Below are 26,785 nucleotides of genomic sequence, written 5' to 3'. Positions count from 1 at the left end.
AGTGAAAAAAATAATGTATTTCTATGTATATAGACTTGCGTAAATATAACTATATAATATATATACAAAAAGAGATATAGGAAATCTCATTTCTTTTTTCAAAATATACTCCAGCTTAAAAACAAACCAAAATGCCTTCTCTATTAGAGGGCATTTTTTGTTATACTAAAGGGAACTATAGAAAATGAAAATGAGGTATACAAATGGACCAATATTTAACGTTATGTAAACATATTATGGAAAATGGTGTCGAAAAAGGGGATCGCACGGGAACGGGGACGAAAAGTGTTTTTGGTTACCAAATGCGGTTTGATTTAGTGGAAGGTTTCCCCTTACTTACTACGAAAAAAACAGCTTTTCGCTTAGTTGTTAGTGAATTGTTATGGTTTATCAAAGGGGATACGAATGTAAAGTCCTTAATTGAAGTAAATAATCATATTTGGGATGATTGGGCATTTGAAAAATGGGTGAAAAGTGATGATTACACAGGTCCGGATATGACGAATTTTGGTGTACGCGCAGCAAATGACCCTGACTTCAAAGCAATTGTGGATGAGCAAATGGACATTTTCTGTGCAAAAATAGTAGAAGATGATCAATTTGCTGCGGAGTTTGGCGATTTAGGTCCCGTTTACGGAAGACAGTGGAGATCTTGGCCTGCGCAAAATGGTGAAACGATTGATCAATTACAAAAAGTAATCGAACAGATTAAGCATAATCCGGATTCTCGAAGACATATTATTACTGCTTGGAATCCAGCAGAAGTAGATGATATGGCTTTACCTCCTTGTCATGCCTTTATGCAGTTTTATGTAGCGAATGGGAAATTGTCTTGTCAGTTATACCAACGAAGTGCCGATGTGTTTTTAGGTGTACCGTTTAATATAGCTTCTTATGCTCTTTTAACGCATCTCATCGCAAAAGAATGTAATTTGGAAGTCGGTGAATTTGTACATACGCTTGGAGATGCACATTTGTATGCCAATCATATGGACCAAGTGGAGACGCAATTGGCTCGCACACCACGATCATTACCTACTTTATCTTTATCGGATGAAAAAGCGTCTATTTTTGATTATGAAATAGAAGATATAAAAATTGAAGGATACGATCCACATCCAAGTATTAAAGCGCCTATAGCGGTCTAAAAGAGGGGAGAAAACAAGATGATTTCATTGATCGTAGCACATGATCCGAATCGGGTAATTGGACAAGACAATAAAATGCCTTGGCATATACCTGGGGATCTTGCTTATTTTAAAGAAAAAACGATGGGTAAAGCGATCGTGATGGGGAGAAAAACATTCGAATCCATTGGTCGTATATTACCTGGTCGAAAGAATATTATTATTACAAGAAATGCTTCTTACAAAGCAGAAGGTGCAGACGTAGTAACGAATTTAGCCGATGCAGTAGCATTAGCAAAAAGCTATCATGAAGAAGTGATGATTATAGGTGGAGAGCAGATTTTTCGAGCAATCTTACCAACTGCCGATCGTTTATATGTAACGTTTATTGAGCAATCGTTTGAAGGGGATACATTTTTCCCGCCCTATGGTAAGGAATGGGTTCTAGTGGATACTTCGGAGAAAATGGAAACAGCCGAAGGGATTCCTTATGTGTATTTAGTATATGAAAAACAGGGAAGCCTATAATTAATGATTGGGATATTTGAACAAATTCCAAGTAATTGTTCAAATATCCTTCATTTATTCATATAGTGTAATAATAGGGCGTTAAATAAGTTTACAAGGAACCGTACTTCTTCTTATAATAGAACGTGTAGAGGAAGGAAGAGATAGAGTGCCAAAAGTACATATCGTAACAGATTCGACAGCAGACTTAACAAATGAACTGATCGAAAAATATAATATTCATATTGTACCGCTTTCCATTCATATAGACGGAGAATCGTATATTGATGGTGTTACCATACAGCCAGAAGCGTTTATAGAAAAAATGGCCTCATCCAAAGAATTACCTAAATCATCACAGCCAGCTGCTGGTGTTTTTAAAGAGCTGTATGATAGGTTAGGGGCAAATGGAGATCAAATTATTTCCATTCATATGACAGGAAGTATGAGTGGGACAGTGAAGTCTGCCCAAGCAGCGGCGGAAATGACCACATCTGATGTCACGGTTTTTGATTCGCAATTTATTTCTTTTGCCTTAGGTTTTCAAGTCGAAGAAGCAGCTAAAATGGCTGAACAAGGAAAAACTGTAGAAGAAATCATTCAAAAAGTAGAAGAAACCCGTGTCAAAACAAAATTATTCGTAGTAGTAGATACGCTAGAAAACTTAGTTAAAGGTGGTCGTATTGGGAAAGGAAAAGCAATGATAGGATCTTTGCTATCTATTAAACCCATTGCAAGTTTGGCAGACGGTGAATATACACCTGTTGCGAAAGTACGGAGCCACAAACAGGTGATTAATTATTTGTTTAACGAGTTTATGCAAGATACGAAAGGGAAAATTGTGAAGGCAGTTGGCATTTCCCATGCAAATGGATTTTCCATGGCCACGCCTCTAAAGAATTTGATCGAAGAAACTGGATTTAACCAGATTCACCTTTCTTTTACTTCACCTGTAATTAGTACACATACAGGTCCTGGTGCTATTGGTTTTATGTATATGACAGAATAGTGAAAGGGCAGGGAAAAGAAAATTCCCTGCCTTTAATCATACGTAAAGGGGTTTAGAATGAAATATATTGTTAGTTTATTATGTTTATTCCTACTTTCCGCTTGTTCTTCTAGTGAACTGAAGGAAGTGAATTTCTCCGAAAGAGAAGCCGTTTTGTTTGAAGAGTATGTCATTCCTTTTTCTTTTTTTCCAAGAACGATTGAACTTGTTGGACTTGGGGATTCCCTTACACAAGGTGTTGGGGATGAACTACAAGGAGCAGGTTATATTGGTCGACTGCAAAAAGAAATTTCACAGTATAAAGGAATAGAAGAGGTTGTTTTAACCAATACTGCGAAAAGAGGACGTCGAAGTGATCAACTTTTAAAAATGCTAAAAGCCGGAGATATTGATCATCAGCTACGAAAAGCCAATATTATTACACTAACGATTGGTGGTAATGATATGATGAAAGTAGTGAAGAAAGATTTATTTGATCTCCGTGTAGAAGCTTTTGAAAAAGAATTAGTGAAATTTGAAAAAAACTATGATCAAATTTTAGAAGAAATTCGAGAGATTAATAGCAGCGCTCCTATTATTCTTCTTGGGCTTTATAATCCTATTACTGCGGTAACTGATGAAAAAAGTGAATTGGATGAGATTTTAGCAGATTGGAATAAGAGCATTGAAACGATTGCCTATAGTGATGTAAATGCTTGTTTTGTCCCAATCGATCAACTTTTCGTAACAAATGCGAATTTAGTGTATCATACGGACTTTTTTCATCCAAATAGTAGGGGATATGAACTAATTGGAGAAGCTTTAGTTCATTCTTTAGAAGATTGTGGTTTAATTGATGAACGAAATAGGGAAATGTTGTTTTGAGGAGTTGTTTACATGAATAAATGGAAGATTGCATTTTTTTTGTTGGTGTTCGTTATTTTAGGTAGTATAGGAACATTTCTATACTGGGTAACGACCCCAGCAGACACGATGCCAATGGAAATGCCAAAAGCTGCGCCGGGAGGCAATGTTCTAACGGTGCATGCGACGAAAGAAGATTTTCAAGGAATCGCAAATACGTATTTAAACAAAGCGATGAAAGGCAAGCCACTCCCGATACAGCTTACAGTGGAGAATCAAATCGTGTTGTCTTCCGAGCTGACAATCTTCTCACTTAATTTTCCTATTAAAATGTACTTTGAGCCGTATGTGGAAGAGGGCGGGAATATTAGGTTAGAGCAAACTTCCTTAGAGGTAGGTCAAGCGAAACTTCAACCAGAATACGTGTTGAAATTATTACGCGATTCGGTTGACTTACCTGAGTGGATAGTTGTTATGCCTAAAGAGAAGGAAGTACATATTCAGGTATCGAATATTCCGATGTCTTCTGGAATTCATGTGCGAGCAAAAGAGTTGAATTTAGAGGAAGATATTATAACATTAGAAATAGTTATACCATCGAAATGAGGTGCTAAAAATGGAGAAAGCTACTTTTGCAGGAGGTTGTTTTTGGTGTATGGTCAAGCCCTTTGACTCATATGATGGAATAGAAAAAGTGGAATCGGGCTATACAGGAGGGCATGTCGAAAATCCGACATATGAGCAAGTTTGTTCAAATGCAACGGGACATTTTGAAGCAGTGCAAATTACATTTGACCCAGAAAAATTTTCATACGATCAGTTATTAGAAATCTTTTGGATGAATATTGATCCGACAGATGACAACGGTCAATTTTTTGATCGGGGTTCCTCTTATCAAACGGCGATTTTTTATCATTCAGAGGAACAACGAGAAAAAGCGGAAAACACCAAGGCAGCATTGAATGCTTCCGGTAAGTTCAATAAGCCGGTTGCTACAAAAATTTTACCAGCTACTAATTTCTACGCTGCAGAGGATTATCACCAAGACTATTATAAGAAAAACCCAGCTCATTATCATCGATACTTTGTCGGTTCTGGAAGAGCAGCATTTGTAGAGAAAATGCAGGAGGTATTCAAATGAAAGAAAAACTGACAGAAATGCAATATTATGTTACGCAACAAAATGGAACAGAACCGCCATTCCAAAATGAATATGATAAACATTTTGACGAAGGAATTTATGTTGATATTGTTTCAGGTAAGCCATTATTCCATTCAAAAGATAAATATGATGCAGGCTGTGGTTGGCCAAGCTTCACTAGACCGATTGAAGAGCAAGAAGTAGTGGAAAAATTTGATGATAGCCATGGAATGAGACGAGTGGAAGTTAGAAGTAAGACGGCAAATTCTCATTTGGGACATGTATTCCCAGATGGTCCAAAAGAAGAAACGGGCCTTCGTTATTGTATAAATTCTGCTTCTATGCGTTTTGTACCGAAAGATAAGTTAGTTGAAGAAGGTTATGAAGAATACTTGAAATTATTTTAAGTAATTTTAAAAGGCACGGAGGAGAAAAGTTCTCTTCCGTGCCTTTTTTCATTTAAAGTTTAAACTCATTTACTACTTTTCTTAACTCGTCAGCCTGATGAGAAAGTTCAATCGCTGATGCATTGATTTCTTCCATTGCTGCGGAACCTTGCTCTGCTGCAGCAGCCGACGTTTCTGTATTGGAAGCTGTATTTTCAGCAATTTGTGTAACTTCCACAAAAGAGGCTGCAACCTCTTGGCTAAAGTTAAGTGTTTCTCCGATTTGATCAACCATCTTATCAATAATAGCAATCGTATCATTTGTTTGTTTCATAATTTGTTCTAGCGAAGCGTTTGTTTCGTTTGCTACTTCAACGCCTTTAATCACGTTTTCCACACCTTCATGATTTTGTTGCACAATCGAAACGACTTCGGTTTGAATAGACGTGACAATTCCTGTTACTTCTTTTGCGGCGTTTTGAGATTGTTCAGCTAGTTTTCGTACTTCATCTGCAACTACTGCAAACCCCCTGCCATGCTCTCCTGCTCGAGCAGCCTCGATTGCAGCATTTAAAGCAAGTAAATTCGTTTGTTCTGCTATAGCCGTGATCGTTTTAATAATCGATGTAATTTCATATGATTTAGTTCCTAGTGCCTCTACTGTTTGAGAAGTGTTGGCCATTGTTTCTTCAATGTTCATCATGACTTGAGAAGAGTGTTGAACCGATTCGCTACCTTTTCGAGCAGCTTCAATCATTTGATCTGTTGCTTCTTTTACCGATTGGGCATCGCTGTTCAAGTATCTTGTTGCTTCTTCTAAAGAATTCATTTTCTGAATAGCAACAGTCATACTGCGCATAGTATGTTCACTACCGGAAGCGATTTCATTTGTTGTGTCCGCGATCGATTGAATCGTTACAGCAGTTTCATCAGATGAAGCCATTAGCTCTTGTCCGCTGGCCGAAACATTTTCAGTTAGCATACTAACTCTTTTAACTAAGTTGGAAATAGAAGCTATTAAAATATTTGTGCTTTCAGCAATTTCTGAAAATTCATCTTTCGTACGTATCTTCACACGTCTTGTTAAATCTCCACCTGCTTGTGCAATTTCTAATATCGAACGATTGATAGAGTATGTGCTTCGTTTAATCGAATAGAAAAGATAAATGCCGAATGATAATGTTAAGAGTACTGAAAAAATGGTTAAACCAACAAATAAATAAAGCGAGTTATTATTTTCTTTCTTTAATAGCGCGATTTGCTCTGCATTATTTTTAGCTAATAATTCATTCATGGCAGCGATATGAACATCTACATAGCTCATAGCCGTTTTACCATTACCAGCGTTTACAATTTTTTGAGCGGCTTCAATACCTTGTGTATCTCTAAGCTCAATTACTCTTTCTGAATATTGTAGATAAGTCATAAAGAATTGATCAATGGACTGTATTTTTTGCAGTTCATCTGGCCGATTTTCATAAGTCTTGTTTAATTCTTTTAAGTGGGTGACAATCGCATCTTTATTTTGTCTATAAGTTGTTTTATAATTTGCTTTACCTGTGATTACATAACTTTGCTCGGCATTAGCGAGTTGTGCAATTTCAGTCGCGATTTTATTGACCATCATTTGTTCTTTTAAATCTACATTTGTAAAATCTTCGAATGCTCGTTGGGACGAGGACATTTTAGTCGAAGTTAGGACAAGCATGGAAACTAATATAATGATCAATACGGAAAATATTAATAAGACCCTTCCTCGAATGGAATGGAATATGGTTGATTTAGACGATGTAATCGTTCTTTTGTCCTTTCTGTTTCCTTTCTTAAAGAGGGAGAAAGAAGTGTTTTTCTTTGCCGTATTATCGTTCTTTTTCCTTCTTTTTTGTTGAAACCATTGCACAGATTTCTTCTTATTTGAAGCACCCTTTACCAAAAAAAACAACCCCTTCTTGATATGTAACATAGTGATATCATTTAGTTTACTTGTTTTGTGTAATATTATCTACAGTTTTATGAATTTTCTATGACCTTATGACTAAAGGAGGATAAACTAGTTGAAACAGTCTTTTTATTTATTTGCATTGAAATATCGTGGGGGACAAAAGAACGATAAAAAATCTCAATTTGCAGAAAGCATGTTCTTACAACATGATTTTCCAAAAACAGAAACTTCTTTTCACTCGCTTTCGGAGTACATTGAAGAATTGGCGCATCCGAATCTAACTGCAAGCATTTTTGATGAGCTTTGGGAGTATTATATAGAAGCAAATAAATAGCTTGTTCGTTGCATTTTGGTCCAAAAAACGGTATTATTAAGCCGATACATATATAGAAATGAGGTTATTTAAATGAGTATTCATATTAGTGCAAAAAAAGGTGAGATTGCGGATACAATTTTACTACCAGGAGATCCGCTTCGTGCGAAATATATCGCAGAAACATTTTTTGAGGATGTAGTTCAGTATAACGAGGTTCGTAACATGTTTGGATATACTGGTACATATAAAGGAAAAAGAATTTCTGTTCAAGGTACAGGAATGGGAGTCCCATCAATTTCTATTTATGTTCAAGAGTTAATGAATGACTATGATGTGCAAAAATTAATCCGTGTAGGTACTTGTGGAGCTATCCAAAAAGACGTTAAAGTTCGCGATGTAATTCTTGCGCAAAGTGCTTCGACTGATTCTTCGTTGAATAAAGTACTTTTAGATGACCTAAACTTTGCACCAACTGCAAACTTTGATTTATTATACAAAGCATTTAATGTTGGTAATGAAGCAGGTTTAAACTTAAAAGTTGGTAACGTATTTACTGCAGATTTATTCTATAACGAAAATGCTCAATATGAAAAATGGGCAGATCACGGAGTTCTTGCAGTAGAAATGGAAACAGCAGCATTATATACATTAGCCGCTAAATTTGGACGCCAAGCACTATCTGTATTAACAGTTAGTGATCATATTATTACTGGTGAGGCAACTTCTTCTGAAGAGCGTCAAACTACTTTCAATGATATGATCGTTGTTGCTTTAGAAGCAGCAATCCAAGACTAAGAGAACTAAAGTGAGAATAGACTGTCATAAATGGCAGTCTTTTTTTTAAAGGTTTACAGCTACTTTTGAAAAGGGTGAAAAATTTGGACGAACAACAGCAAAACAATGAAGAACCAAGATGTTTAGAAGAAACAAAGCCATCTCGTTACATTAAGATGAAACCATTTGTTTTTCTTTTAACTATTTTCTCCCTAGTTATCGTAACAGTTGCAATTACTATGCTTTACTTGACTTGGGGAAAAGAACAAGTAGGAGATCGTATACTTCCAAAATCTGAGCGCTCGGAGTTTGCTAAGTTATACATGGCGTATGACAAACTAGAAGCAGAGTACTATAAGGATATAGATGAAGAAGCGATTATCAACGGTGCCATTAACGGAATGATTGATGCTTTAGAAGATCCATATTCGGACTATATGAACGAAAATGAAGCAGCACAGTTTAATGAAAGCATTTCTTCCAGTTTTCAAGGAATTGGTGCGGAAATCCAAGAACGTGATGGAATTATTACAGTAGTATCTCCGATTAAAAATTCACCCGCTGAAAAAGCAGGGGTATTACCGAATGATAAGATCATGTCGGTAGATGGGAAAGATATTCAAGGATATAGTGCTTCCGAAGCCGTTTTGTTAATCCGAGGAAACAAAGGAACGGAAGTAACACTTTCTATTAAACGTGGGGATAATGCTCCAAAGGATGTCGTAATTGTACGAGATGAAATACCAATTGAGACAGTCTATGCTGAAATGGTCGACGATCAAGTGGCACATATCATTATTTCTAGTTTTTCTACTAACACGTATGAGGAGTTACTCACTGCCATTGATGAGATGAAAAGTGAAGGTATGAAAGCGTTAGTGTTAGATGTACGTCAAAATCCAGGTGGACGTCTAGACACCGCAATCGATATTTCTAATTTATTTATCGAAGATGGTAAAACAATTCTTCAAATTGAAGATAAAGGAGATAAACTTGTCACACCTGCAACTCCAGGAGAGCGAGTAAACGTTCCAGTAAGTATAATAATCGATGAAGGAAGTGCTTCTGCATCGGAAATTTTAGCAGGTGCGTTAAGTGAATCTGCCAATGTTCCATTAGTAGGTTTAACTTCCTTTGGTAAAGGGACTGTTCAAACGGTCAATGATTTACCAGATGGCTCGAATATTAAAATTACTACAGCCAAATGGTTAACGCCAGAAGGAAACTGGATTCATGAAAAAGGAATTGTACCTGACTACGAAGTAGAATATCCAAGTTATGCTATGTTATCACCGATCGATCCATCTACAACTTTGGAAGAAAACCAATCTTCTGAAGCTGTACAAAATGCCAAAGAAATGCTTCAAGCTATTGGCTATGAAGTTGGTGAAATTAATGGCAATTTCGATGCCAAAATGACGGCAGCGGTGAAAAAATTCCAGTCAGATAACAAGCTTGAAATTACCGGAAAACTTGTAGATGATTCTACATACGTATTAATGGAAAAAATTCGAGAAAAGATTGTGAATGATGATCCTCAATTGCAAAAAGCAACTGAAGTGGTTAAAGAGCTATTAAACAAATAAAAAAAGCTGGCCATCTTGGTCAGCTTTTTCAACACGTATAAAGGAGCAAACGGATGATGAAGGATGTTTATTTATTGAGTGGGTTTCTAGGGAGTGGGAAAACCTCACTTTTATCTCACCTAATTGAGCAATTTAAAGCTGAAGGGATAAAACCTGCCGTTATTATGAACGAACTAGGAAAGCTCCCTTTTGATAGTAGAGCTGTAGATGAGGAGATTCCTTTAAAGGAAATGTTGGAAGGGTGTATTTGCTGCACAGGTTCTGAAAAAATGGAAGCCCAGCTCCAAACGCTTCTTGAAGGCGAAGATTTTGATGTGTTATTAATTGAAACAACTGGTGCTGCGCATCCTGTGGAAGCAATGGATGCTGTTTTTTCTCCTTTATTTGCTAGCAAGTTAAATATGAAAGGAATTGTTACGGTAGCAGATTGTAAAAGATGGCTTGATCGTGATACAATGACTCCACAAACGAGAATGCTCTTTTTAGAGCAAATAAAGCATGCCCATTTAATAGTAGCCAATAAAATCGATTTACTTACGGAAGGGGAAGTTTTAACGGTTACGATGCAAATACAAGCGTTAAATGAGAAAGCACCAATTATACAAACATCGAATAGCAAACTTCCTATAAAACTATTAAAGAATATGGAAGCAACATTCCATGACAAAGAGGTCCAAGAAGCTGCAATTGGAAAACAACTAACACTCTCGTCTAGATTACATACATTTCATGAAGACGTACATCAGGAAGATTTTGAAGAATGGGTTCGTAGCCTACCAGATACAGTTTATCGGATGAAAGGATATGTTCCATTAAAAGGGCATAAAAATCCATTTCTGTTCCAATACGCATATGGTATGGTGCAATGGCTGCCCGAGTATATGAAAATGCCACCCCAAATTGTTCTTATAGGGGAGCAAGTGGACAAAATTCAAATAATCGGTAGTGAACAAAATGATTGAAGCATTTCGATTGTTATATAAGGAACGTAGATTTACTACTGAACTGCAAACACAAGAACAAATACGAGAATTGATAAAGTCTGAGTTATTAGATGAATTTACACACCCAAGAGCAAGATTATCTCTAGAAAAAAAGTTGGGATTAGCTTTCGACAGAATTAGTAAAAGCCCGTTGTCAGATGATAAAAAGGAATTGCTTGAGAAGGTATATAAAGAAGAATATATAAAACTGTCAACAGAAGATAGAAACTAATATTTAAGTATAGTGGTTAAGTTATCCAATAACCATGTGTGAAAAAGGCTTTTCTAATGGTGTTTTCGATAAAACTGGTCCTACTGGAATATTTTATGCCAATTTCTCTTCTAATTTTGTGTTTACAATAAGGGGGCACAAAAGAAGGAGGAAATGAAAATGAAGAAAACACATTCTATCATGGTTGGTTTACTTGCAGGTGGCTTATTACTTTCAACTAATACAGCTGAGGCATCTATGACAACTGGAAATTCACAAACTACTTCCGAGGCAAATACATCCGTTATGTATCAATGGCAGTCTCCGATGAAAATAATGTATAATAACAATGGAAATAACGAAGAGATTCAAAATCTCATCAATGAGCAATTAACGGCTTTACAACCGATCATACAAAAAGAAATACAAGAAGCTCATAAATCTATCGTTACGAAGAAAGAGAAAGAGTATAAGAAACCAGTAGTAAAAGAAAAAGCACCAGTAGTAAAAAAACCAGTAGTAACAGAAAAAACGCCAGTTGTAGAAAAAACGGCCAAAACAGAAAAAACACCGGTAGTTACAAAACCAGTTGAAACAGAAAAAACTCCAGTAGCGGAAAAACCAGCTACTCCAGCTACACCAGTAACACCACCAGTAGTGAAGGAACCGGTAAAAGAAAATAACGAAACAACACAAGTATCTTCTGTTATCCAACAAGTTGTAGACTTAACAAACCAAGAACGTGCTAAAGCTGGTCTAAAAGCGTTACAAATTGATGCAAAGCTTACACAATCAGCACAAGCAAAATCACAAGATATGAAAGACAAAAACTATTTCTCTCATACGAGTCCAACATACGGTTCACCATTTGACCAAATGAAATCATTTGGTGTTACGTATAGATCAGCGGCTGAAAATATTGCCATGGGTCAACGTAGTGCAGCAGAAGTTGTAAAAGCGTGGATGGAATCTCCAGGACACAGAGCAAATATTATGAATCCATCTTATACACATATCGGAGTAGGATTATCTGATAGTGGGTATTACTGGACACAACAATTTATCGGAAAGTAAGTTTCTATAAACGACAAAAATGCTTATCAAGTATATCTTTGATAAGCATTTTTGTCGTTTACTTTTTTATGTTTTTGTACACACTTCGCTAGGAGGGGGTGTGTATATGCTTCAACTTACAGATATTTTAAAAGAAGAATTTTCTCAAACATTTGATTTTGTTGCCAAAGATCTGGCATGGAAAAATGAGTCTGTGATTCTCTGTTATTATTCTACAATGATTGATACCCCAGTTGTCATGGAACAAATACGAATTATTCAAGAACGTTATGAAGCAGGAGAAGTAGGATGGGGATTAACTGCGTTTACAGAAGAAAGTAATTGGACAATGAAGCAACTAAAAGAAAGTGTTTGTTCAGGTGAAACTGTACTTATATTTCCGAGAGAGAATAAATTAATTCGAATTATACTTCCCAAAACTGTATCTAGAAATCCGGAATCTCCTGCCAACGAATATGTCGTCCGAGGTGCGCACGAAGCATTCGTTGAAAATGCAGAGGTTAATATAAATTTGTTGCGAAAAAGACTTAAATCTACTGAATTGAGAATTGATAAACGAATTATTGGAACAAAGTCAAATACACCGGTTTCTATCCTATACTTGACGACTAAAGTGGATCAAGAAACGCTAAAAAATTTAATGGATAGATTAGATAAAATAGATGTTGAAATGATATATAGTTCTGGACAGCTAGAAGATTATTTAGAAGATTCTATTTGGTCTCCTTTCCCTCAATTTATAAATACGGAACGGCCTGACAGAGTAGTAGCCAATTTAATGGAAGGAAAAATTGCTATTATCTCTGATGCGGATCCAACAGTACTTATAGCGCCCATTAATCTGTTTAGTTTTTATGAATCCCCGGATGATTTTAATGGGAGAGTTTTAGTCGGGACATTTTATCGATTAGTACGCTTAGCTTGTTTTTTTATGGCAATATTTTTGCCTGCCTTTTATATTGCGGTCGTTAGTTTTCATTTTGAAATCATGCCGATTGATCTTGGGGAACAAGTTAGAAGTTCTGTTGCGAATGTTCCGTTTAGACCTATATTTGAAGCAATGTTATTAGAACTTTTAATCGAACTCATTCGAGAGGCAAGTATTCGATTACCTAGCCCTATTGGTCAAACAATCGGTGTTGTAGGAGGGCTTGTAATTGGAGATGCCATTGTATCGGCAGGACTTGCATCTAATTTGATGGTCATTGTTGTAGCCTCTACGGCGCTTGCAAGTTTTGTGGTTCCGTCTGTTGAGATGAATACGACGATACGCATATTAAGATTTCCTTTTATGGTTGCAGCATCGCTTTTTGGTTTTTTTGGTATCGTCATTGGATCACTGATCTTGTTTATCCATTTATTAAATTTACAGTCATTAAATCATCCTTATTTAAGTCCACTAGTTCCGTTCGAACCGAAGAAGATTAAATCTATCTTTTTCAGACTTCCTTATTACAAGCAAATTCCAGAACGTAATGGATTTTATCTTTTCAGTAAAAAAGGACCGAAAAAAAATGGATAAATGGACAATTTCCAACAAACAATTTTTTCTGTTTTTATTTATTTTGCAGACAGGAACAGTGTTTATATCGGTGCAATCACGGGTTATAAATGCTGCAGCGCAAAATGCTTGGATCGTTTTTACGATTGTTAGTTTTCTGCATATATTTATATTGATCCTTTTCAATAAATATTATATGTACTTTCAACCAAACAAATTAGAAAAATGGATGTATCAGCTTTACTGGTATGCAGTTGTTGTCATTTTTTTAGCTTATATTGATTTTATATTACAGTTGTGGGCTTTTCCTTTAACTCCACCTTATATAGTCATTGGTTTACTAGTATTAATTTCCCTATATGCGAATCTTAGTAAATATGCTGTTATCTTTAATATTTCTATCATATTAATTCCATTCATTTTTTTGTTTTTCGCTATGCTAAGTTTATCTACAAAGGATTTAATATGGACTAATCTTTTTCCGATAGGCCAGATTAGCATAAAGCAATGGGTGGACGGTGCAGGTCAAACTTTATATGCGTTTGTAGGGATAGAAGCTTATTTATTACTTCGACCATTTGTGAAAGATCATCAAGCCATCACCACGCGTAAAATTATTTTGTATCAGTCACTACTTACTCTGTTCTTTGTTTTGACCATCTTATATGTATTATTGTTTTTTGCCTTAGAAGAGATCAAAATTGTACCAGTGACTATTATGTACTTACTTAAATCGCAAGAAATAACATTTTTACAAAGGTTAGATTTGTTCTTTACTTATATTTGGATGACTTGGAGTATAATCTCGATTGCTTTGTTCATGTTCTTAGGTCTTCAATTTTATAAATCGATGCATAAGCGGAGCATTAAATTTACGATTGTTATCCATCTTATCTTGATCATTTTGCCTCTATTTCTAATTTCTCGTGAAGTGGTAAAAAAATCGCATGATGTTTTATTATATGGTCATTTATTCTTTGGTTTGTTATTTCCGTTATTCATCATGTTCAAAGGATGGAGGAAAGCTTTACGTGAAAAAAGTAATTAGTATTTTATGTTGTGTTGTGTTTCTTAGTGGATGTTGGGACGAGCGTCTGAACAAAAATATTGCAATTGTACCGATGATAGGGTTTGATGGGGAACTTGGTAGTCTGACAGGCTATTTTGGCATACCGGGGAAACAGCAAAATATGAGCAACTTTAACCTACTTATGGCAGAAGGACAGTCTGTTGAGGAGGTAAGACAGAAAATTGATACACAAGTGAATGAAGGGGTCGACTTATCTAAGCTAGGAAGCATTTTAATTTCTGATCAATTAGCAGAGAAAGATTTATATAGTTTATTGGATTTGTACTATCGAAACGCTAGAAATCGATTAAATGCTATGCTTATTATAACAGAGGGTAGTGCGGAACCATTTATTCAATATGGACAGAAAATAAGTGTAGAGGTAAATGATTATTACCCTATGCTTTTAGAAGGATTCACTTTAAAATCAGTTGTACCACATACCGATTTGCAATTGGCTTGTTCCATTTTATTGGATGAAGGAATTGATTTAGTGTTACCATATTTGAAAATATCGAGTGAAAATGATGTTCCAGAACTAGTCGGATTAGCTTTATTTGACAGCGGTAATTTCACAGGTGAAATACTTAATATAGATGAATCCATCATTCTAAATGTGATGAGAGATGATCTTAATAAATATGCCTATATCACTTACATGGAAGAGAAAATTCCACTAACCATCAGTATAAAAAAGGTAAAACGTAAAATGCATTGGGATGGAGAGACTATTGGGCTCGATTATCAATTGAAAGTTTCTATAATGGAGTATTATAAAAATAATTTTAAAGATAAAAATACACGCTTAAAATTAGAGAAATCTTTAGAAGAGAAAATAACTTCCCAAATGGAGAGTAATATAAAAATTCTCCTAGATGCTAATTCAGATGCACTTGGCTTAGGTAGAATTGCGAGAGCATTCCACCCAAAACTATTTCAAGAAGGGAAATGGAATGAAATATATCCGACTCTAACAATCACACCAACAGTACAAGTTAAAATTACAGACACAGGAATTTTGGATTAAAAAAACGACGCAAATTATTCTGCGTCGTTTTTTGCTAATTTTTTTTGCAAATGGACCAGCCTAATACCAAGTGTAATGGCACCAACTGTTAATCCAACGATAAGTCCGATCCAGTAACCAAAACGTTCAAAAGAAGTATAATTAGCTAAAATATAGCCTGTTGGCAGTCCGATAATCCAATACGAAATAATCGCCATGATAAACGTAATCGTCACATCTTTATATCCACGTAATGCCCCTTGTACTGGTGCTTGTATGGCATCAGATAACTGGAAAAGCGCCGCAAACAAGAAAAACTGAACAGTAAGCGCAATTACATGCTGATCGTCTGTGTAAATAGATGCGATTGGTTCTCGGAATATGAATAGAATCGTAGAAGAGATAAAACTGAAAAATACAGCTGTTCCTACGCTTAACCAACTATATATTTTGGCATCATTAAATCGTTTTGCTCCAATTTCGTGCCCTACAAGAATTGTAGCCCCCATGGAAATACTAAGAGGGATCATATACAACAAAGACGTAAAGTTCATGGCTATTTGATGTGCTGAAATAACTTCGGTTGAATATGCACTCATCAAGATAGTTACGGCAGAAAAAATGGTCGTTTCTGCAAATAGAGACAATCCAATCGGAATTCCGATTTTCGTTAGGGTTCCTATTTTGGCGAAGGATGGTTTACTCCAGTGCCTAAAAATCGCTAATTCCGCAAAAGGCTTATTTTTATAAACAATACCAATGGCTATGAAAAGAATTAGCCAATACGTTATCGAGGAACCAAGCCCTGCACCAACTCCTCCAAGTGCTGGAAAACCAAATTTACCATAGATAAAAACATAATTTAAAGCTATATTAATCGGTGCAGATAGTAAAGTGATTACCATAGATACTCTTGTTTTGCCTAAAGCATCGATAAAGGAACGAAGTACGCTATATAAAAACAAAGGAATTAGACCAATACTCATCATATACAAATATTTCTTGGCAACTAAGCGTACACTATCTTCAAGAGGGATTAAGTTTAATACAGGGTCAATCAAAAGCAAAATACCTAGAAAAACAATAAATGCTAGTAAAATAGCAATATAAAAACCTTGTTGCACAAAGGTACGTACATCTTCCTTCTTTTTTGCACCGATAAATTGTGCTACAATGGGCGTAATTCCTATTAATATACCAGTTAACCCGGTATAGACAGGAACCCAAATGGAGGATCCAATAGAAACACCTGCTAGATGATCAATACTATATTTACTTGTCATTAATATATCAAAAAAGGTCATTAAATAAAGTGCAACTTGTGTGATTAAAATAGGTACTACAATTTTAATCATATATTTGCTTTTTTCGGGTAGTGATTTCGTTTCATGCATTTTGGCATACATCCTTTAAGTTTTAAAATAGTTAGGAGATTATGAATGAATAATAACACAATTGTATTAACGGGTGGGGGAACTGCCGGCCATGTTTCGCTGAATGAAGCAATTATTCCCGAACTAATAAAAAAAGGATATAAAATCCATTATATAGGCTCCCATGATGGAATTGAGCGTACCATTATTGGAGAAAGCTTTCCGACTATCCCTTATCATCCGATTTCTAACGGGAAACTTCGAAGATATTTTTCGATGAAAAACTTTTCGGATCCTTTCAAAGTTTTGTATGGTACATTACAAGCTTTAACAATATTAAAAAAAGTAAAACCTTCCCTCGTTTTTTCAAAAGGAGGATTCGTATCCGTTCCAGTAGCTATTGCTGCAAAACTCGCGAATATCCCTGTAGTAATACACGAATCGGATATCACTCCTGGTCTTGCGAATAAAATCGCTTCTTCTTTTGCAGAACATATTTTTACTGTGTTTGAAGAAACATTGAAATACTTACCAAAAGAAAAAGCTTCTTCTATCGGTGCAATTATCCGACCAGATTTGTTTTTAGGCAACGAACAAATTGCAGAAAAATTAACTGGTTTTGAAGCCAATAAAGAAACAATCATCGTAATGGGTGGAAGTCAAGGATCTGCCAAGATTAATGAAGTGATTAAAGAGAACATAGATGCTCTTACGAGTAAATTTCAAATTATCCATTTATGTGGAAAAGGAAATTTAGATACAACTTTAACAGGAAAGCCAAATTATATTGCATTTGAGTATGTTACTGATGAGTTGCCTCATTTATTGAAAATATCCAATTATGTAATAAGTCGTGCTGGGTCAAATTCTATATTTGAGTTTTTAGAGTTAAAAAAACCAATGTTGTTAATCCCATTATCGATTCATGCGAGTCGAGGAGATCAAGTGTTAAATGCCAATTTCTTCGAAGAAAAAGGATATGCCCTTGTAATTGAGGAGGAAAAATTAACAACAACTAGCTTCATGGAGACTCTCGGTGATTTAGTTACATACAAAGAGGGAATCATTGATAAACAGTTTAATGCAGATTCTTCTAAAACACCAGACCAATTTACCGAGTTGCTACTAACGTATAAAAAATAAGACACAAGGCATTAAATGTATAGATGCTTTTAGAGTGTTTTGAACGAAAGCGAGTTCCACACCATTATCGAGATTTCTTGATGTGTAGGGATGCGACAAAGTCGCATCCCTACACATTTTTTTTTGCCTAGGAAAAGATAGAAATTTTGGCATGTGGGTACCTTTTAATAAAACATAAGTTAAAGATTTATAGTTTTGAGCATGGTATAGAGATAATGTGTCGCAAGGAATGCTAAAAAACAAAATTTTACGCAGTTTTCTAATGAAGCAAATCCAGTAAATGGTATAGGGCAACTAATCGATCGTTGAAAGCTACTAAATCTACTCCGAAAGCAACTAAAAATGGCGTGAAAGCTACTAAATTGCTTGCGTGAGCAACTAATTCTTATAACAACAAGTTTACTTGTAGTGAGACGATGATGATTTCGACATATTCTAAGGAATGTGCGGCGTAAAGCCCGCAGAACTTGGAGGTAAGCATCTGCTAGACGATTGTTGTCGCTTTCGTGGTGTGTATTGTCGCGATACACCATTTATTGTAAATGTTTCACTCCGATTAGTAAGTATTTTCCATCGATTTTCGCTGCAGGACGGCGACTCCGAAGGGATCAAGTGAGTAAGATGAGACTTCACAACGTACGTGCGTAGGCGCGGCGGTGAAGGCTTATCACTCACCCCACGGAAAGCGTCCGTCCTGCAGCGAAAATCACAGCGGTCACCTAATAGAACGCTCTAAGAAACAGTATCCCTATTATGCGTTTCAATTCTTTAAAATTCCTATTTACTATCTCGAGGCAAAGTTTTTGAGAACAAAAGAAAAGTCACTTTCCTATACAGATAAAAGCAGCCAAAGATGCAATTTTGGCTGCTCAGTCCTGCTCCATCTATCTCACGGTAATTATGTTATAATCATTTCGTCAAAAACGAACCGCAAACATACAATTAAAAAATAAAGAACTCCCGTCAAATCAGTTATTTGGAGGGAGTTTATTATTACATCGCTTGTTCTTCTGCATCGTTTTGTTGCATCATCACTAAATGGAATAAATCTTTTGGAATATAGTACAAATCATATACTTCTTGGTTTTTGTTAATCTCTGCATAAATAGAAGGATGTGATTCGTTTGCTTTAATCGTGTAAGGAAGTTTTTCCGCTGCCCGAATACTCTTTGGATTCGTTTTGCGAATACGCAAAAATACAGTGTGAATATCTAGCTCGAAAAATAACTCCTCTAGAAATTGTTCTTTTGCTTTCTTATTATAGCCAAGTCCTTGGAATTGAGTGCCAATCCATGTGCCTAAAAACCCAGCTCCATCTTCAATATCAAATAAATTAATGGTACCGATTGGTTGACCGAAATCACTTATAATCGTTCGAGAGATAACGGTACCAGCTTCCTCTTCTTCCATTAATTGTTTTGTTGAAAACCAATATTCATCGACTGAATATGCTTTATGGCGTACATAAGGCAGTACAGTCGGATCCGACATCAATTCATACAGAGAAGTACATTCATGCAAATCTCGTTTTTTTATCAAAAAAAGCGCCCCCTAAAGAACCCAAAAAAATGAGCATAGTCATCCTAGGTCCCAGAAATTTTTCATTTCGAATTGCATAAAAAATTTCGGGGTAGGAATCGAACCTACTAGGACCAGCTCAAAACTGGTGGCGCACCATTTGCCTTCCCTCGGCAAAGTGAACTTTGCCTTATAAAATTATTTGCATTAATAATATACTTTGTTTTCATCGTTTTGCATAGTCTTAAATCTTGTCAAATTTATTAAATCTTTGTAAAGAATAAACACTAAATACTTGTATGTTTTACTTGAAATACATATGATTATAGGATACAAGAACATAATGTGATAGGAGTTTGTTTAAGAATATGTCTTACCCAATTATTACGCAAAAACAATTCCATTTATTATATGATTTAGTAGACGAATATGTGTTTTTTATGCGTAAAGAAGGAAATACATTTATTTATGAATATATTAATAAAAAGGCGGAAGAAATCTTTACTGAAAACCCACAGGGCAAGCGATTAGAGCAGTGCTTTAGTGATTTTCATTGTAAATTGATTTTCTGTCATTACAATAGAGCGACTATGCTTAAACAGTCAGTTTCTTACCAGGATCATCACTGTATAAAAGGTGCCACATCTGTGAATGAAACTACAGTAATTCCTATATTTGATGAAGAGAATATATATATTTTAGCAACTACAAAAGAAGTAATTAAAACAAAAGAAATGCAAGATTCTACTTATATATTAGAAAGCTATCGAAAAGGAGTAAATGATGCGGCACTGGTCGCTATGACGAATGAAGAGGGTATCATTGTAATGGTAAATGAATTGTTCGAAAAGACTTCTCAGTTTAATAAAGAGGAGTTAATTGGAAAATCATTTTGGATGATTAACTCTCATTTTCATGAAAAGAATTTTTTTGAACAATTATGGGAAACGATTCAAAAAGGAGAAATTTGGCGAGGGCAAATACGTAATCGTACCAAATACGGTTCTTTCTATTGGGTAGACGCGACAATAATACCAATTTCTAATGAAAATGGTATTATTGAGAAATATTTAACCATTCAATTTGATAATACTGAAAAAAAGCGAATCATGACCGAACTACGGAACATTGAACGCTCATTCAAATTGATTACAGAACATTCTAATGATTTAATCGCTATTACAGATGAAAATGGCTTTTTACTGTATTCTTCTCCGAGTCACGAAACTATTTTGAAATATGAAAAAGAAGAATTGCTGGGAACTTATTATTTACAGTTAATCGCCAAAGGGTCTTCTGCTTTTTGGGGAGATGTTGAAATATTTTCAGCTCAGGAAGATAAGAACAAAATACGCACAGAGCTGCTTTTAAAAACGAAAGATGGGTCCACTATATGGACAGACACAACGATTACTACCGTGCAAAGTACGGTGGATGATGAAGAAGAAAAGTGGTTTGTTTTTGTATCAAGAGAAAATACCGAAAAACGTGCCTTAGAGGATCAGCTGAAATTTTTAGCGTTCCATGATAGTTTGACAGGTTTACCAAACAGACGAATGTTCAACGAAAATATGATCGAAGCTACACAAAAAGTTTCGGTAGATGACGCGAATATTGGGTTACTATTTATAGATGGTGATAATTTTAAAGAAATAAACGATCAGTTTGGACATGATATGGGGGATCGTTTTTTAAAACAGTTTGCAGAGAAATTAAAAGAAAGTGTCCAACAAGACATTCAAATATATCGGTTTGGCGGAGATGAATTTATCATTGTAGTGGAACAGATTCATGATTATATAGATGGGAAAAGCGTGAAGCTCGAATCGATTATTCAGTCTATCCAACATACTTTTAAAAAAGGGTGGACGATTGAAAACAATCATTTTTCACCAACCATTTCTATTGGCATTTCTATCTTTCCCAATGATGGACCAACTGCAAATGAACTACTAGAAAATGCGGACATGGCATTGTATGAGGCGAAGAAACTTGGTAAAAATAATTATGTATATGCGAGTACCGTTCATTCCTAGTATGAACGGTATTTTTTGAAAGGATTTGTGTATTGTGAAACGACATATTTTACTCATAGAAGATGAGATAAATATCGCTAAATTTGTAGAGTTAGAATTAAAGCATGAAAATTTTATTGTGACGGTTTCCCATGATGGCAGGGAAGGGGCAACACTTGCATTAGAAAATGACTATGACTTGATGTTAATAGACGTTATGTTGCCTAATTTGAATGGCCTAGAAATTTGTAGAAGAGTTCGTGGGAAAAAAGAAACTCCCATTATTTTAATAACGGCAAGAGATGCCATTATCGACCGAGTTTCCGGTTTGGAAGCCGGTGCAGATGATTATGTTGTAAAGCCGTTTGCAATCGAAGAATTATTAGCGAGAATTCGTGCTATTTTAAGACGAGTGGAACGTCCACAAGCAGTTGACGATGACTTGACTATTCATCATCTTTCCATTGACCAAAAAGCACATCAAGTATTTTACCAGGAAAAAGAAATTTTGCTGACGAAGACGGAATATGATTTACTCGTTTACTTTATGGAAAATAATAATATTGTCTTAACACGAGACGTTATTTTAGAAAAAGTATGGGGCTATGAAACTGAAGTTGAGACAAATGTAGTAGATGTGTACATACGGCATTTGAGAAAAAAGCTACCAGATGAGATTGCTGCGCTCATTGAAACTGTTCGAGGGGTAGGATATGTGATGCGCACATGAGAAACTGGACATTGCAACGAAAATGGACATATGCGTCCGGTCTTTCGATTTTTTTGAGTTTTTTTATGATGTGCCTTATTTTGTTCTTTTCTCTGTACAATTGGTTACTTATTTCGGAAGAGAAGACTGCACAGAATACATTGCATGAAGTCGTTAACTTTTTCGAATCAAAAGGACCGATCATCTCTATCCAAGATATCCAGCGAAATAAAACATTGCTAAATCAACTTGTCAACCAAAAACAGTCTGTTCGCATTTTAAATGCAGATGGAATTGAAGTTTTACGCATAAATGATGCAAGTCCATTTCCGAATTTTTCACCAACATTAACGACCGACTTTCAAAAAGATAAACTAAATAATCAACTGCTTCTTCATAAAGTGTCGGAAACAGATTTCGGGTTATTTAAAGGGTATGTGGAAATTTCCCATAGTCTTGAAAATTTTTCACAGTTAATGCGTTATATTTTTATAGCTATGGTTATTTTTACGTTAATTGCACTCGTTATTTCGGCATTGATTGGTTACTCATTGTCTTCCATTTTACTAAAACCTTTAAAAGAATTACGAAGTGAAATGCAAGAAGCAAAACGGACAAAGTTCTCCAAAGAAGTCCGTTTTCAATATGCTACCAATGATGAAATCGGAGAACTTTTAACGATTTATAAACAACTGATGAATGAAGTTTCAGAAACGATTACTAGACAAGATGAATTTATTCATAATGTGTCGCATGAATTAAGAACACCGATACAAGTGGTAGAAGGGCATTTGTCTTTATTGAATCGTTGGGGCAAAGAAGATAAGGATGTGTTAGATGATTCCTTGCAAATCTCTTTAACAGAAGTACAAAGAATGAAACTCTTAATAGAAGAAATGCTTAAACTTGCAAAAAGGGAACATTCCTATGAACAAAAAGAAACGATAATTTCGGCAGTAGTTTATGATTTACAGCAGAAGTACCGCATTCTATCACCAACCGTAGAAATCAGTTTTAATGGTAACAACAATGTAAAACTACCGATACCAACAACTGCTTTAGAACAAATAATAGGAAATCTCATTGATAATGCGATTAAGTACAACGTCAATCGACCGAAAATTGCCATACAAGTAACGCAAAACGATACCCAAACCATTCTATCTATCGAAGACAACGGGATTGGTATTCCAGCTGCTTTGCTACCTAAAATATTTGATCGCTTTTTTGTTGTGGATGAAGCAAGGACGAAAACAAAAGGAGGAACTGGTTTAGGACTTAGTATTGTAAAGCGTTTAATTTCCGAATACGAAGGGGATATACAGGTAGAGAGCGTAGAAAATGAATGTACAAAATTTAACATTATTTTCTCTAAATTGGAAAAGGAGGAATAATACAATTGTCCAAAAAAATATATAGTTCAAATTCTTATTTAATTTGAAAAAAAGCATTGTATTTTTTTCCTAGAGTAGTAAGATGGATATGGAAAAATTGTTCTTTCAAACTATACTTTCAGTCCTTTTGAAAGAGTGGTAAACTATAAATGTGAACATTTTGTGTTGGACACAAAAAGTTTACATTCGATTTTATTCTACTAAATTTTTTTATGTTATTTTTCATCAAAGCCTAGAAGGCACAAAATGTTGGAGGTTTTTCTAAATGTCGAACAATCAAACACCTTGGTCAGCTTTTTCGGGTCCTAACCTTGGTTATGTGATGGAGCAGTATGATTTATTTCTACAGTCTCCGGACGAAGTGGACAGCGAATTAGTAAGTTTATTTCAACAGTATGGTGCACCAACGATTGCATCTACTACATCCAGTGCAAATGTTACTACATCCTTAGTTGCGCCAAATAATTTTGAAAAAGTTATTCGTGCAATCCAACTTGCAGATGCAATTCGTGCACATGGACATTTAACAGCGGATATTTATCCATTAAATGATGGCCCAAAAGAAGACCCTAAAATTGATCCGAAAACATATGGTTTAACAGATCAAGATTTACGTGAAGTTCCAGTTTCATTTTTATTAACGAATGCTCCAAGTAATATTACTAATGGTTTACAAGCAATTGATCATTTAAAAGCTGCTTACTCAAACAAGATAGCTTTTGAAATTGCACATATTGTAAATTCAGAAGAAAGATTATGGTTACAAGAAAAAATTGAAAAAGGTGCTGTTTTAGAAAAACTCTCAGCAGATGACAAAAAAGCATTACTTAAGCGTTTAACGCAAATAGAAGGTTTTGAGAAATTTATCCACCGCACATTTGTAGGTGCGAAACGTTTTTCCATTGAAGGGTTAGATACGTTAGTTGTCCTAATGGACGAATTAGTACGTCAATCCAATAAAACAAATACAAAACAAGTAAATATCGGTATGGCACACCGTGGAAGATTAAATGTATTAACACATGTTTTACAAAAGCCATATGAAATGATGTTTGCGGAGTTTGCACATGTACCTAGTGAGTCATTTTTACCGAAAGATGGTTCCTTAGAAATGTCAGAAGGTTGGTATGGAGATGTGAAGTACCACAAAGGTGCGACATTCCGTTCACCATCCGGTCTAACATTAAAATTGGCATACAACCCATCTCATTTAGAAGTGGTAAGTCCTATTGTTACTGGTCAAACTCGTGCAGCACAAGAAACAACAGACACAGCAGGATACCCTGTTCAAGATAAAAATGCGGCATTTGCTATTTTAATACATGGTGATGCAGCTTTTCCTGGCCAAGGTGTTGTAACAGAAGTATTGAATTACAGCAGAATACGAGGATTCCAAACAGGAGGATCTATACATATTATCGCAAATAATATGATTGGTTTTACAACCGAACATTACGATTCCCGTTCGACACAATATTCTTCTGATCCAGCAAAAGGATATGAAGTACCTATTATTCATGTAAATGCAGATGATCCAGAAGCAGTTCTTGCAGTAGCGAAATTTGCTCATGAATATCGTCAAAAGTTTGAAAAAGATATCGTGATTGACTTATTAGGTTACCGTCGTTATGGACATAACGAAATGGACGAGCCTTTAGTAACAAATCCAACGATGTATCATAAAGTTCACCAACATCCAACAGTTCGAGAACTTTACGGAACACAATTAGTAGAAGAAAAATTAATTGATACTGCTGATGTGACTACTTTAGATGAGTCGATTTTCAGTGGAATGCAAGAGGCATATGATCGTGTGAAAGAGCTTCCACAAACTACTGCCCATGATATTGTTATTCCGGAAGCAGTATTAAATGGATTCCCTGTAATAGAAACTGGAGTAGAGGAAAGCAAGCTCGCAAAAATCAATGAAGAGCTTCTTACTTGGCCAGCTGAATTTACTGCATTTAAAAAGTTAGAAAAAATCTTAAAACGACGTGAAGAACCTTTTAAAGGAAAAGGTAAAATCGACTGGGGTCATGCAGAAACACTTGCTTTCGCAACGATTCTGCAAGATGGAAACTCGATTCGTTTAACTGGTCAAGATGCGCAGCGAGGTACTTTCTCTCATAGACATTTAGTGCTACACGATGAAAAAACAGGGGCGGAATTAACACCAATTCATGCCGTTAGTGATGCGAAAGCTTCGTTTGTTGTGCATAATAGTCCATTAACGGAAGCAGCTATTTTAGGTTATGAATTTGGCTACAATTTGGAAGATCCAAATTCTTTATCTATATGGGAAGCACAATATGGAGATTTTGCGAATATGGCACAAGTGATGTTCGATAACTTTATCAGTGCAGCAAGATCTAAATGGGGATTGAAATCAGGACTTGTTATGTTATTACCACATGCTGCTGAAGGTCAAGGTGCAGAGCATTCAAGTGCACGTTTAGAACGTTATCTACAGTTAGCAGCGGAAAATAACTGGACAGTAGCCAATCTATCAAGTTCGGCAAACTATTTCCATATTTTACGCAGACAAGCTAAAATGTTAAAAGAGGATGGAATTCGTCCATTAATCATTGTGTCTCCAAAATCTTTGTTACGACACCCGTTAGTAGGAGCAGATGTAGCAGAACTAACTTCGGGTCAATTTGAAACCGTAGTAGAACAACCAGGTCTTGGCCAAGACGCTAAAAAGGTTGAGAAGATCATTTTTGCAAGCGGTAAACTAGCGATTGATCTTGCAGACAAAGTAAAAGATGGAGAAGGATTCGATCACTTACATATCGTACGTGTAGAACAACTATATCCTTTCCCAACAGAAAAAATTCAAGCAATTGTCGATCGTTATCCTAATGTGAAGCAACTAGCTTGGGCGCAAGAAGAGCCTGAAAATATGGGTTCATGGAATTTTGCCCTTCCGTACTTATTAGAAATAGCAGATGGTAAAGAAATCACTTACGTTGGTCGTGTGCATCGTTCAAGTCCAGCTGAAGGTGATGGAGATACGTACAAAGTTGAACAAGCACGAATCATTGACGAAGCATTAAAATAATTTAGTCGTTTAAAAGCACTCAACGAATTATTTTAGAGCCTCCGGCGGATGTGTTCCAAAGATTGATTTTCTGGACACAATTACGCCGAGGCGAAAT

General features: G+C 35.6%; 24 protein-coding genes. 21 read left to right on the top strand and 3 right to left on the bottom strand.

Annotation, left to right across the window (positions count from 1 at the left end; genetic code table 11):
• The first annotated feature begins 203 nt into the window (after window positions 1-203).
• From ACIQ38_RS14270 to msrB, 7 genes are all read left to right on the top strand, one after another.
• Entirely contained in the window at window positions 204-1,148 is a 945-nt protein-coding gene (locus ACIQ38_RS14270) for a thymidylate synthase (RefSeq protein WP_402824104.1), read from the top strand.
• A gap of 18 nt (window positions 1,149-1,166) precedes the next feature.
• Window positions 1,167-1,655: a dihydrofolate reductase gene (locus ACIQ38_RS14265; RefSeq protein WP_402824101.1), complete on the top strand. Its 489-nt coding sequence runs from the start codon at window positions 1,167-1,169 to the stop codon at window positions 1,653-1,655.
• Between the two features lie 148 nt (window positions 1,656-1,803).
• A complete protein-coding gene (locus tag ACIQ38_RS14260; RefSeq protein ID WP_402824098.1) occupies window positions 1,804-2,643 on the top strand; it encodes a DegV family protein in 840 nt (279 codons plus the stop codon).
• Between the two features lie 57 nt (window positions 2,644-2,700).
• Entirely contained in the window at window positions 2,701-3,507 is an 807-nt protein-coding gene (locus tag ACIQ38_RS14255) for a GDSL-type esterase/lipase family protein (RefSeq protein ID WP_402824095.1), read from the top strand.
• Window positions 3,508-3,519: 12 nt separating this feature from the next.
• Window positions 3,520-4,092 (top strand): YpmS family protein, encoded by a 573-nt coding sequence (locus tag ACIQ38_RS14250; RefSeq protein ID WP_402824092.1) that lies wholly within the window; start codon window positions 3,520-3,522, stop codon window positions 4,090-4,092.
• 10 nt (window positions 4,093-4,102) lie between these two features.
• Entirely contained in the window at window positions 4,103-4,627 is a 525-nt protein-coding gene (msrA, locus tag ACIQ38_RS14245) for a peptide-methionine (S)-S-oxide reductase MsrA (RefSeq protein WP_402824089.1), read from the top strand.
• Complete coding sequence (msrB, locus tag ACIQ38_RS14240; RefSeq protein WP_402824087.1) at window positions 4,624-5,034, top strand: peptide-methionine (R)-S-oxide reductase MsrB; 411 nt, start codon at window positions 4,624-4,626, stop codon at window positions 5,032-5,034. The genes msrA and msrB overlap by 4 nt, the downstream gene beginning before the upstream one ends.
• 52 nt (window positions 5,035-5,086) lie before the next feature.
• Here the strand turns inward: msrB and ACIQ38_RS14235 are convergent, their stop codons facing one another.
• On the bottom strand, window positions 5,087-6,946 hold the full coding sequence (locus ACIQ38_RS14235; protein ID WP_402824084.1) for a methyl-accepting chemotaxis protein: 1,860 nt from the start codon (window positions 6,944-6,946) through the stop codon (window positions 5,087-5,089).
• 121 nt (window positions 6,947-7,067) lie between these two features.
• Between ACIQ38_RS14235 and ACIQ38_RS14230 the strand changes: the two genes are divergently transcribed.
• The 9 genes from ACIQ38_RS14230 to ACIQ38_RS14190 all read left to right on the top strand — a co-directional run bounded on the left by ACIQ38_RS14230 (window position 7,068) and on the right by ACIQ38_RS14190 (window position 15,496).
• Window positions 7,068-7,289, top strand: a complete 222-nt coding sequence (locus ACIQ38_RS14230) for a YozE family protein (protein ID WP_402824082.1) — start codon at window positions 7,068-7,070, stop codon at window positions 7,287-7,289.
• A gap of 72 nt (window positions 7,290-7,361) precedes the next feature.
• The gene (gene deoD, locus ACIQ38_RS14225) at window positions 7,362-8,066 is read left to right on the top strand and encodes a purine-nucleoside phosphorylase (RefSeq protein WP_402824079.1); all 705 of its coding nucleotides are present in this window, start codon (window positions 7,362-7,364) and stop codon (window positions 8,064-8,066) included.
• Window positions 8,067-8,149: 83 nt separating this feature from the next.
• Window positions 8,150-9,631: a S41 family peptidase gene (locus tag ACIQ38_RS14220; RefSeq protein ID WP_402824076.1), complete on the top strand. Its 1,482-nt coding sequence runs from the start codon at window positions 8,150-8,152 to the stop codon at window positions 9,629-9,631.
• 56 nt (window positions 9,632-9,687) lie between these two features.
• Window positions 9,688-10,593 (top strand): CobW family GTP-binding protein, encoded by a 906-nt coding sequence (locus ACIQ38_RS14215; protein WP_402824459.1) that lies wholly within the window; start codon window positions 9,688-9,690, stop codon window positions 10,591-10,593.
• A complete protein-coding gene (locus tag ACIQ38_RS14210) occupies window positions 10,586-10,846 on the top strand; it encodes a hypothetical protein (RefSeq protein WP_402824074.1) in 261 nt (86 codons plus the stop codon). Before ACIQ38_RS14215 ends, ACIQ38_RS14210 begins: the two co-directional genes overlap by 8 nt.
• A gap of 159 nt (window positions 10,847-11,005) precedes the next feature.
• Window positions 11,006-11,899: a CAP domain-containing protein gene (locus ACIQ38_RS14205; RefSeq protein ID WP_402824071.1), complete on the top strand. Its 894-nt coding sequence runs from the start codon at window positions 11,006-11,008 to the stop codon at window positions 11,897-11,899.
• A 106-nt stretch (window positions 11,900-12,005) separates the two neighbouring features.
• Window positions 12,006-13,421 carry a spore germination protein gene (locus ACIQ38_RS14200; RefSeq protein ID WP_402824068.1) on the top strand — a complete coding sequence of 472 codons (1,416 nt, stop codon included), beginning with the start codon at window positions 12,006-12,008 and terminating at the stop codon, window positions 13,419-13,421.
• Window positions 13,414-14,448: a GerAB/ArcD/ProY family transporter gene (locus tag ACIQ38_RS14195; protein ID WP_402824065.1), complete on the top strand. Its 1,035-nt coding sequence runs from the start codon at window positions 13,414-13,416 to the stop codon at window positions 14,446-14,448. Before ACIQ38_RS14200 ends, ACIQ38_RS14195 begins: the two co-directional genes overlap by 8 nt.
• Entirely contained in the window at window positions 14,432-15,496 is a 1,065-nt protein-coding gene (locus ACIQ38_RS14190; protein ID WP_402824063.1) for a Ger(x)C family spore germination protein, read from the top strand. The genes ACIQ38_RS14195 and ACIQ38_RS14190 overlap by 17 nt, the downstream gene beginning before the upstream one ends.
• A 14-nt stretch (window positions 15,497-15,510) precedes the next feature.
• Here the strand turns inward: ACIQ38_RS14190 and ACIQ38_RS14185 are convergent, their stop codons facing one another.
• Window positions 15,511-16,869, bottom strand: coding sequence for an MATE family efflux transporter (locus ACIQ38_RS14185; protein WP_402824060.1), 1,359 nt, complete (start codon window positions 16,867-16,869; stop codon window positions 15,511-15,513).
• A gap of 45 nt (window positions 16,870-16,914) precedes the next feature.
• Between ACIQ38_RS14185 and ACIQ38_RS14180 the strand changes: the two genes are divergently transcribed.
• Entirely contained in the window at window positions 16,915-17,991 is a 1,077-nt protein-coding gene (locus tag ACIQ38_RS14180; RefSeq protein WP_402824057.1) for an undecaprenyldiphospho-muramoylpentapeptide beta-N-acetylglucosaminyltransferase, read from the top strand.
• Between the two features lie 993 nt (window positions 17,992-18,984).
• Here ACIQ38_RS14180 and ACIQ38_RS14175 read toward each other — a convergent pair.
• Window positions 18,985-19,530 (bottom strand): GNAT family N-acetyltransferase, encoded by a 546-nt coding sequence (locus tag ACIQ38_RS14175; RefSeq protein ID WP_402824054.1) that lies wholly within the window; start codon window positions 19,528-19,530, stop codon window positions 18,985-18,987.
• A 347-nt stretch (window positions 19,531-19,877) separates the two neighbouring features.
• Between ACIQ38_RS14175 and ACIQ38_RS14170 the strand changes: the two genes are divergently transcribed.
• The 4 genes from ACIQ38_RS14170 to ACIQ38_RS14155 all read left to right on the top strand — a co-directional run bounded on the left by ACIQ38_RS14170 (window position 19,878) and on the right by ACIQ38_RS14155 (window position 26,688).
• On the top strand, window positions 19,878-21,545 hold the full coding sequence (locus ACIQ38_RS14170) for a diguanylate cyclase domain-containing protein (protein ID WP_402824051.1): 1,668 nt from the start codon (window positions 19,878-19,880) through the stop codon (window positions 21,543-21,545).
• Window positions 21,546-21,579: 34 nt separating this feature from the next.
• Window positions 21,580-22,254, top strand: coding sequence for a response regulator transcription factor (locus ACIQ38_RS14165; protein WP_402824048.1), 675 nt, complete (start codon window positions 21,580-21,582; stop codon window positions 22,252-22,254).
• Window positions 22,251-23,627 (top strand): HAMP domain-containing sensor histidine kinase, encoded by a 1,377-nt coding sequence (locus tag ACIQ38_RS14160; protein WP_402824045.1) that lies wholly within the window; start codon window positions 22,251-22,253, stop codon window positions 23,625-23,627. The genes ACIQ38_RS14165 and ACIQ38_RS14160 overlap by 4 nt, the downstream gene beginning before the upstream one ends.
• A gap of 265 nt (window positions 23,628-23,892) precedes the next feature.
• Window positions 23,893-26,688 (top strand): 2-oxoglutarate dehydrogenase E1 component, encoded by a 2,796-nt coding sequence (locus ACIQ38_RS14155; RefSeq protein WP_402824042.1) that lies wholly within the window; start codon window positions 23,893-23,895, stop codon window positions 26,686-26,688.
• Window positions 26,689-26,785 lie beyond the last annotated feature (97 nt).

Origin of the sequence: Psychrobacillus sp. NPDC096389 (assembly GCF_044762855.1) — a bacterium.
Lineage (GTDB): Bacteria > Bacillota > Bacilli > Bacillales_A > Planococcaceae > Psychrobacillus.
This window is presented reverse-complemented; position numbering and strand designations above follow the sequence as displayed.

What these genes read in the sequence shown, in the direction of transcription:
- ACIQ38_RS14270 (WP_402824104.1), top strand. Translation starts at nt 204, where the DNA reads ATGGACCAATATTTAACGTTATGTAAACATATTATGGAAAATGGTGTC.
- ACIQ38_RS14265 (WP_402824101.1), top strand. Translation starts at nt 1,167, where the DNA reads ATGATTTCATTGATCGTAGCACATGATCCGAATCGGGTAATTGGACAA.
- ACIQ38_RS14255 (WP_402824095.1), top strand. Translation starts at nt 2,701, where the DNA reads ATGAAATATATTGTTAGTTTATTATGTTTATTCCTACTTTCCGCTTGT.
- ACIQ38_RS14250 (WP_402824092.1), top strand. Translation starts at nt 3,520, where the DNA reads ATGAATAAATGGAAGATTGCATTTTTTTTGTTGGTGTTCGTTATTTTA.
- msrA (WP_402824089.1), top strand. Translation starts at nt 4,103, where the DNA reads ATGGAGAAAGCTACTTTTGCAGGAGGTTGTTTTTGGTGTATGGTCAAG.
- msrB (WP_402824087.1), top strand. Translation starts at nt 4,624, where the DNA reads ATGAAAGAAAAACTGACAGAAATGCAATATTATGTTACGCAACAAAAT.
- deoD (WP_402824079.1), top strand. Translation starts at nt 7,362, where the DNA reads ATGAGTATTCATATTAGTGCAAAAAAAGGTGAGATTGCGGATACAATT.
- ACIQ38_RS14215 (WP_402824459.1), top strand. Translation starts at nt 9,688, where the DNA reads ATGAAGGATGTTTATTTATTGAGTGGGTTTCTAGGGAGTGGGAAAACC.
- ACIQ38_RS14210 (WP_402824074.1), top strand. Translation starts at nt 10,586, where the DNA reads ATGATTGAAGCATTTCGATTGTTATATAAGGAACGTAGATTTACTACT.
- ACIQ38_RS14205 (WP_402824071.1), top strand. Translation starts at nt 11,006, where the DNA reads ATGAAGAAAACACATTCTATCATGGTTGGTTTACTTGCAGGTGGCTTA.
- ACIQ38_RS14200 (WP_402824068.1), top strand. Translation starts at nt 12,006, where the DNA reads ATGCTTCAACTTACAGATATTTTAAAAGAAGAATTTTCTCAAACATTT.
- ACIQ38_RS14195 (WP_402824065.1), top strand. Translation starts at nt 13,414, where the DNA reads ATGGATAAATGGACAATTTCCAACAAACAATTTTTTCTGTTTTTATTT.
- ACIQ38_RS14185 (WP_402824060.1), bottom strand. Translation starts at nt 16,869, where the DNA reads ATGCATGAAACGAAATCACTACCCGAAAAAAGCAAATATATGATTAAA.
- ACIQ38_RS14180 (WP_402824057.1), top strand. Translation starts at nt 16,915, where the DNA reads ATGAATAATAACACAATTGTATTAACGGGTGGGGGAACTGCCGGCCAT.
- ACIQ38_RS14170 (WP_402824051.1), top strand. Translation starts at nt 19,878, where the DNA reads ATGTCTTACCCAATTATTACGCAAAAACAATTCCATTTATTATATGAT.
- ACIQ38_RS14160 (WP_402824045.1), top strand. Translation starts at nt 22,251, where the DNA reads ATGAGAAACTGGACATTGCAACGAAAATGGACATATGCGTCCGGTCTT.
- ACIQ38_RS14155 (WP_402824042.1), top strand. Translation starts at nt 23,893, where the DNA reads ATGTCGAACAATCAAACACCTTGGTCAGCTTTTTCGGGTCCTAACCTT.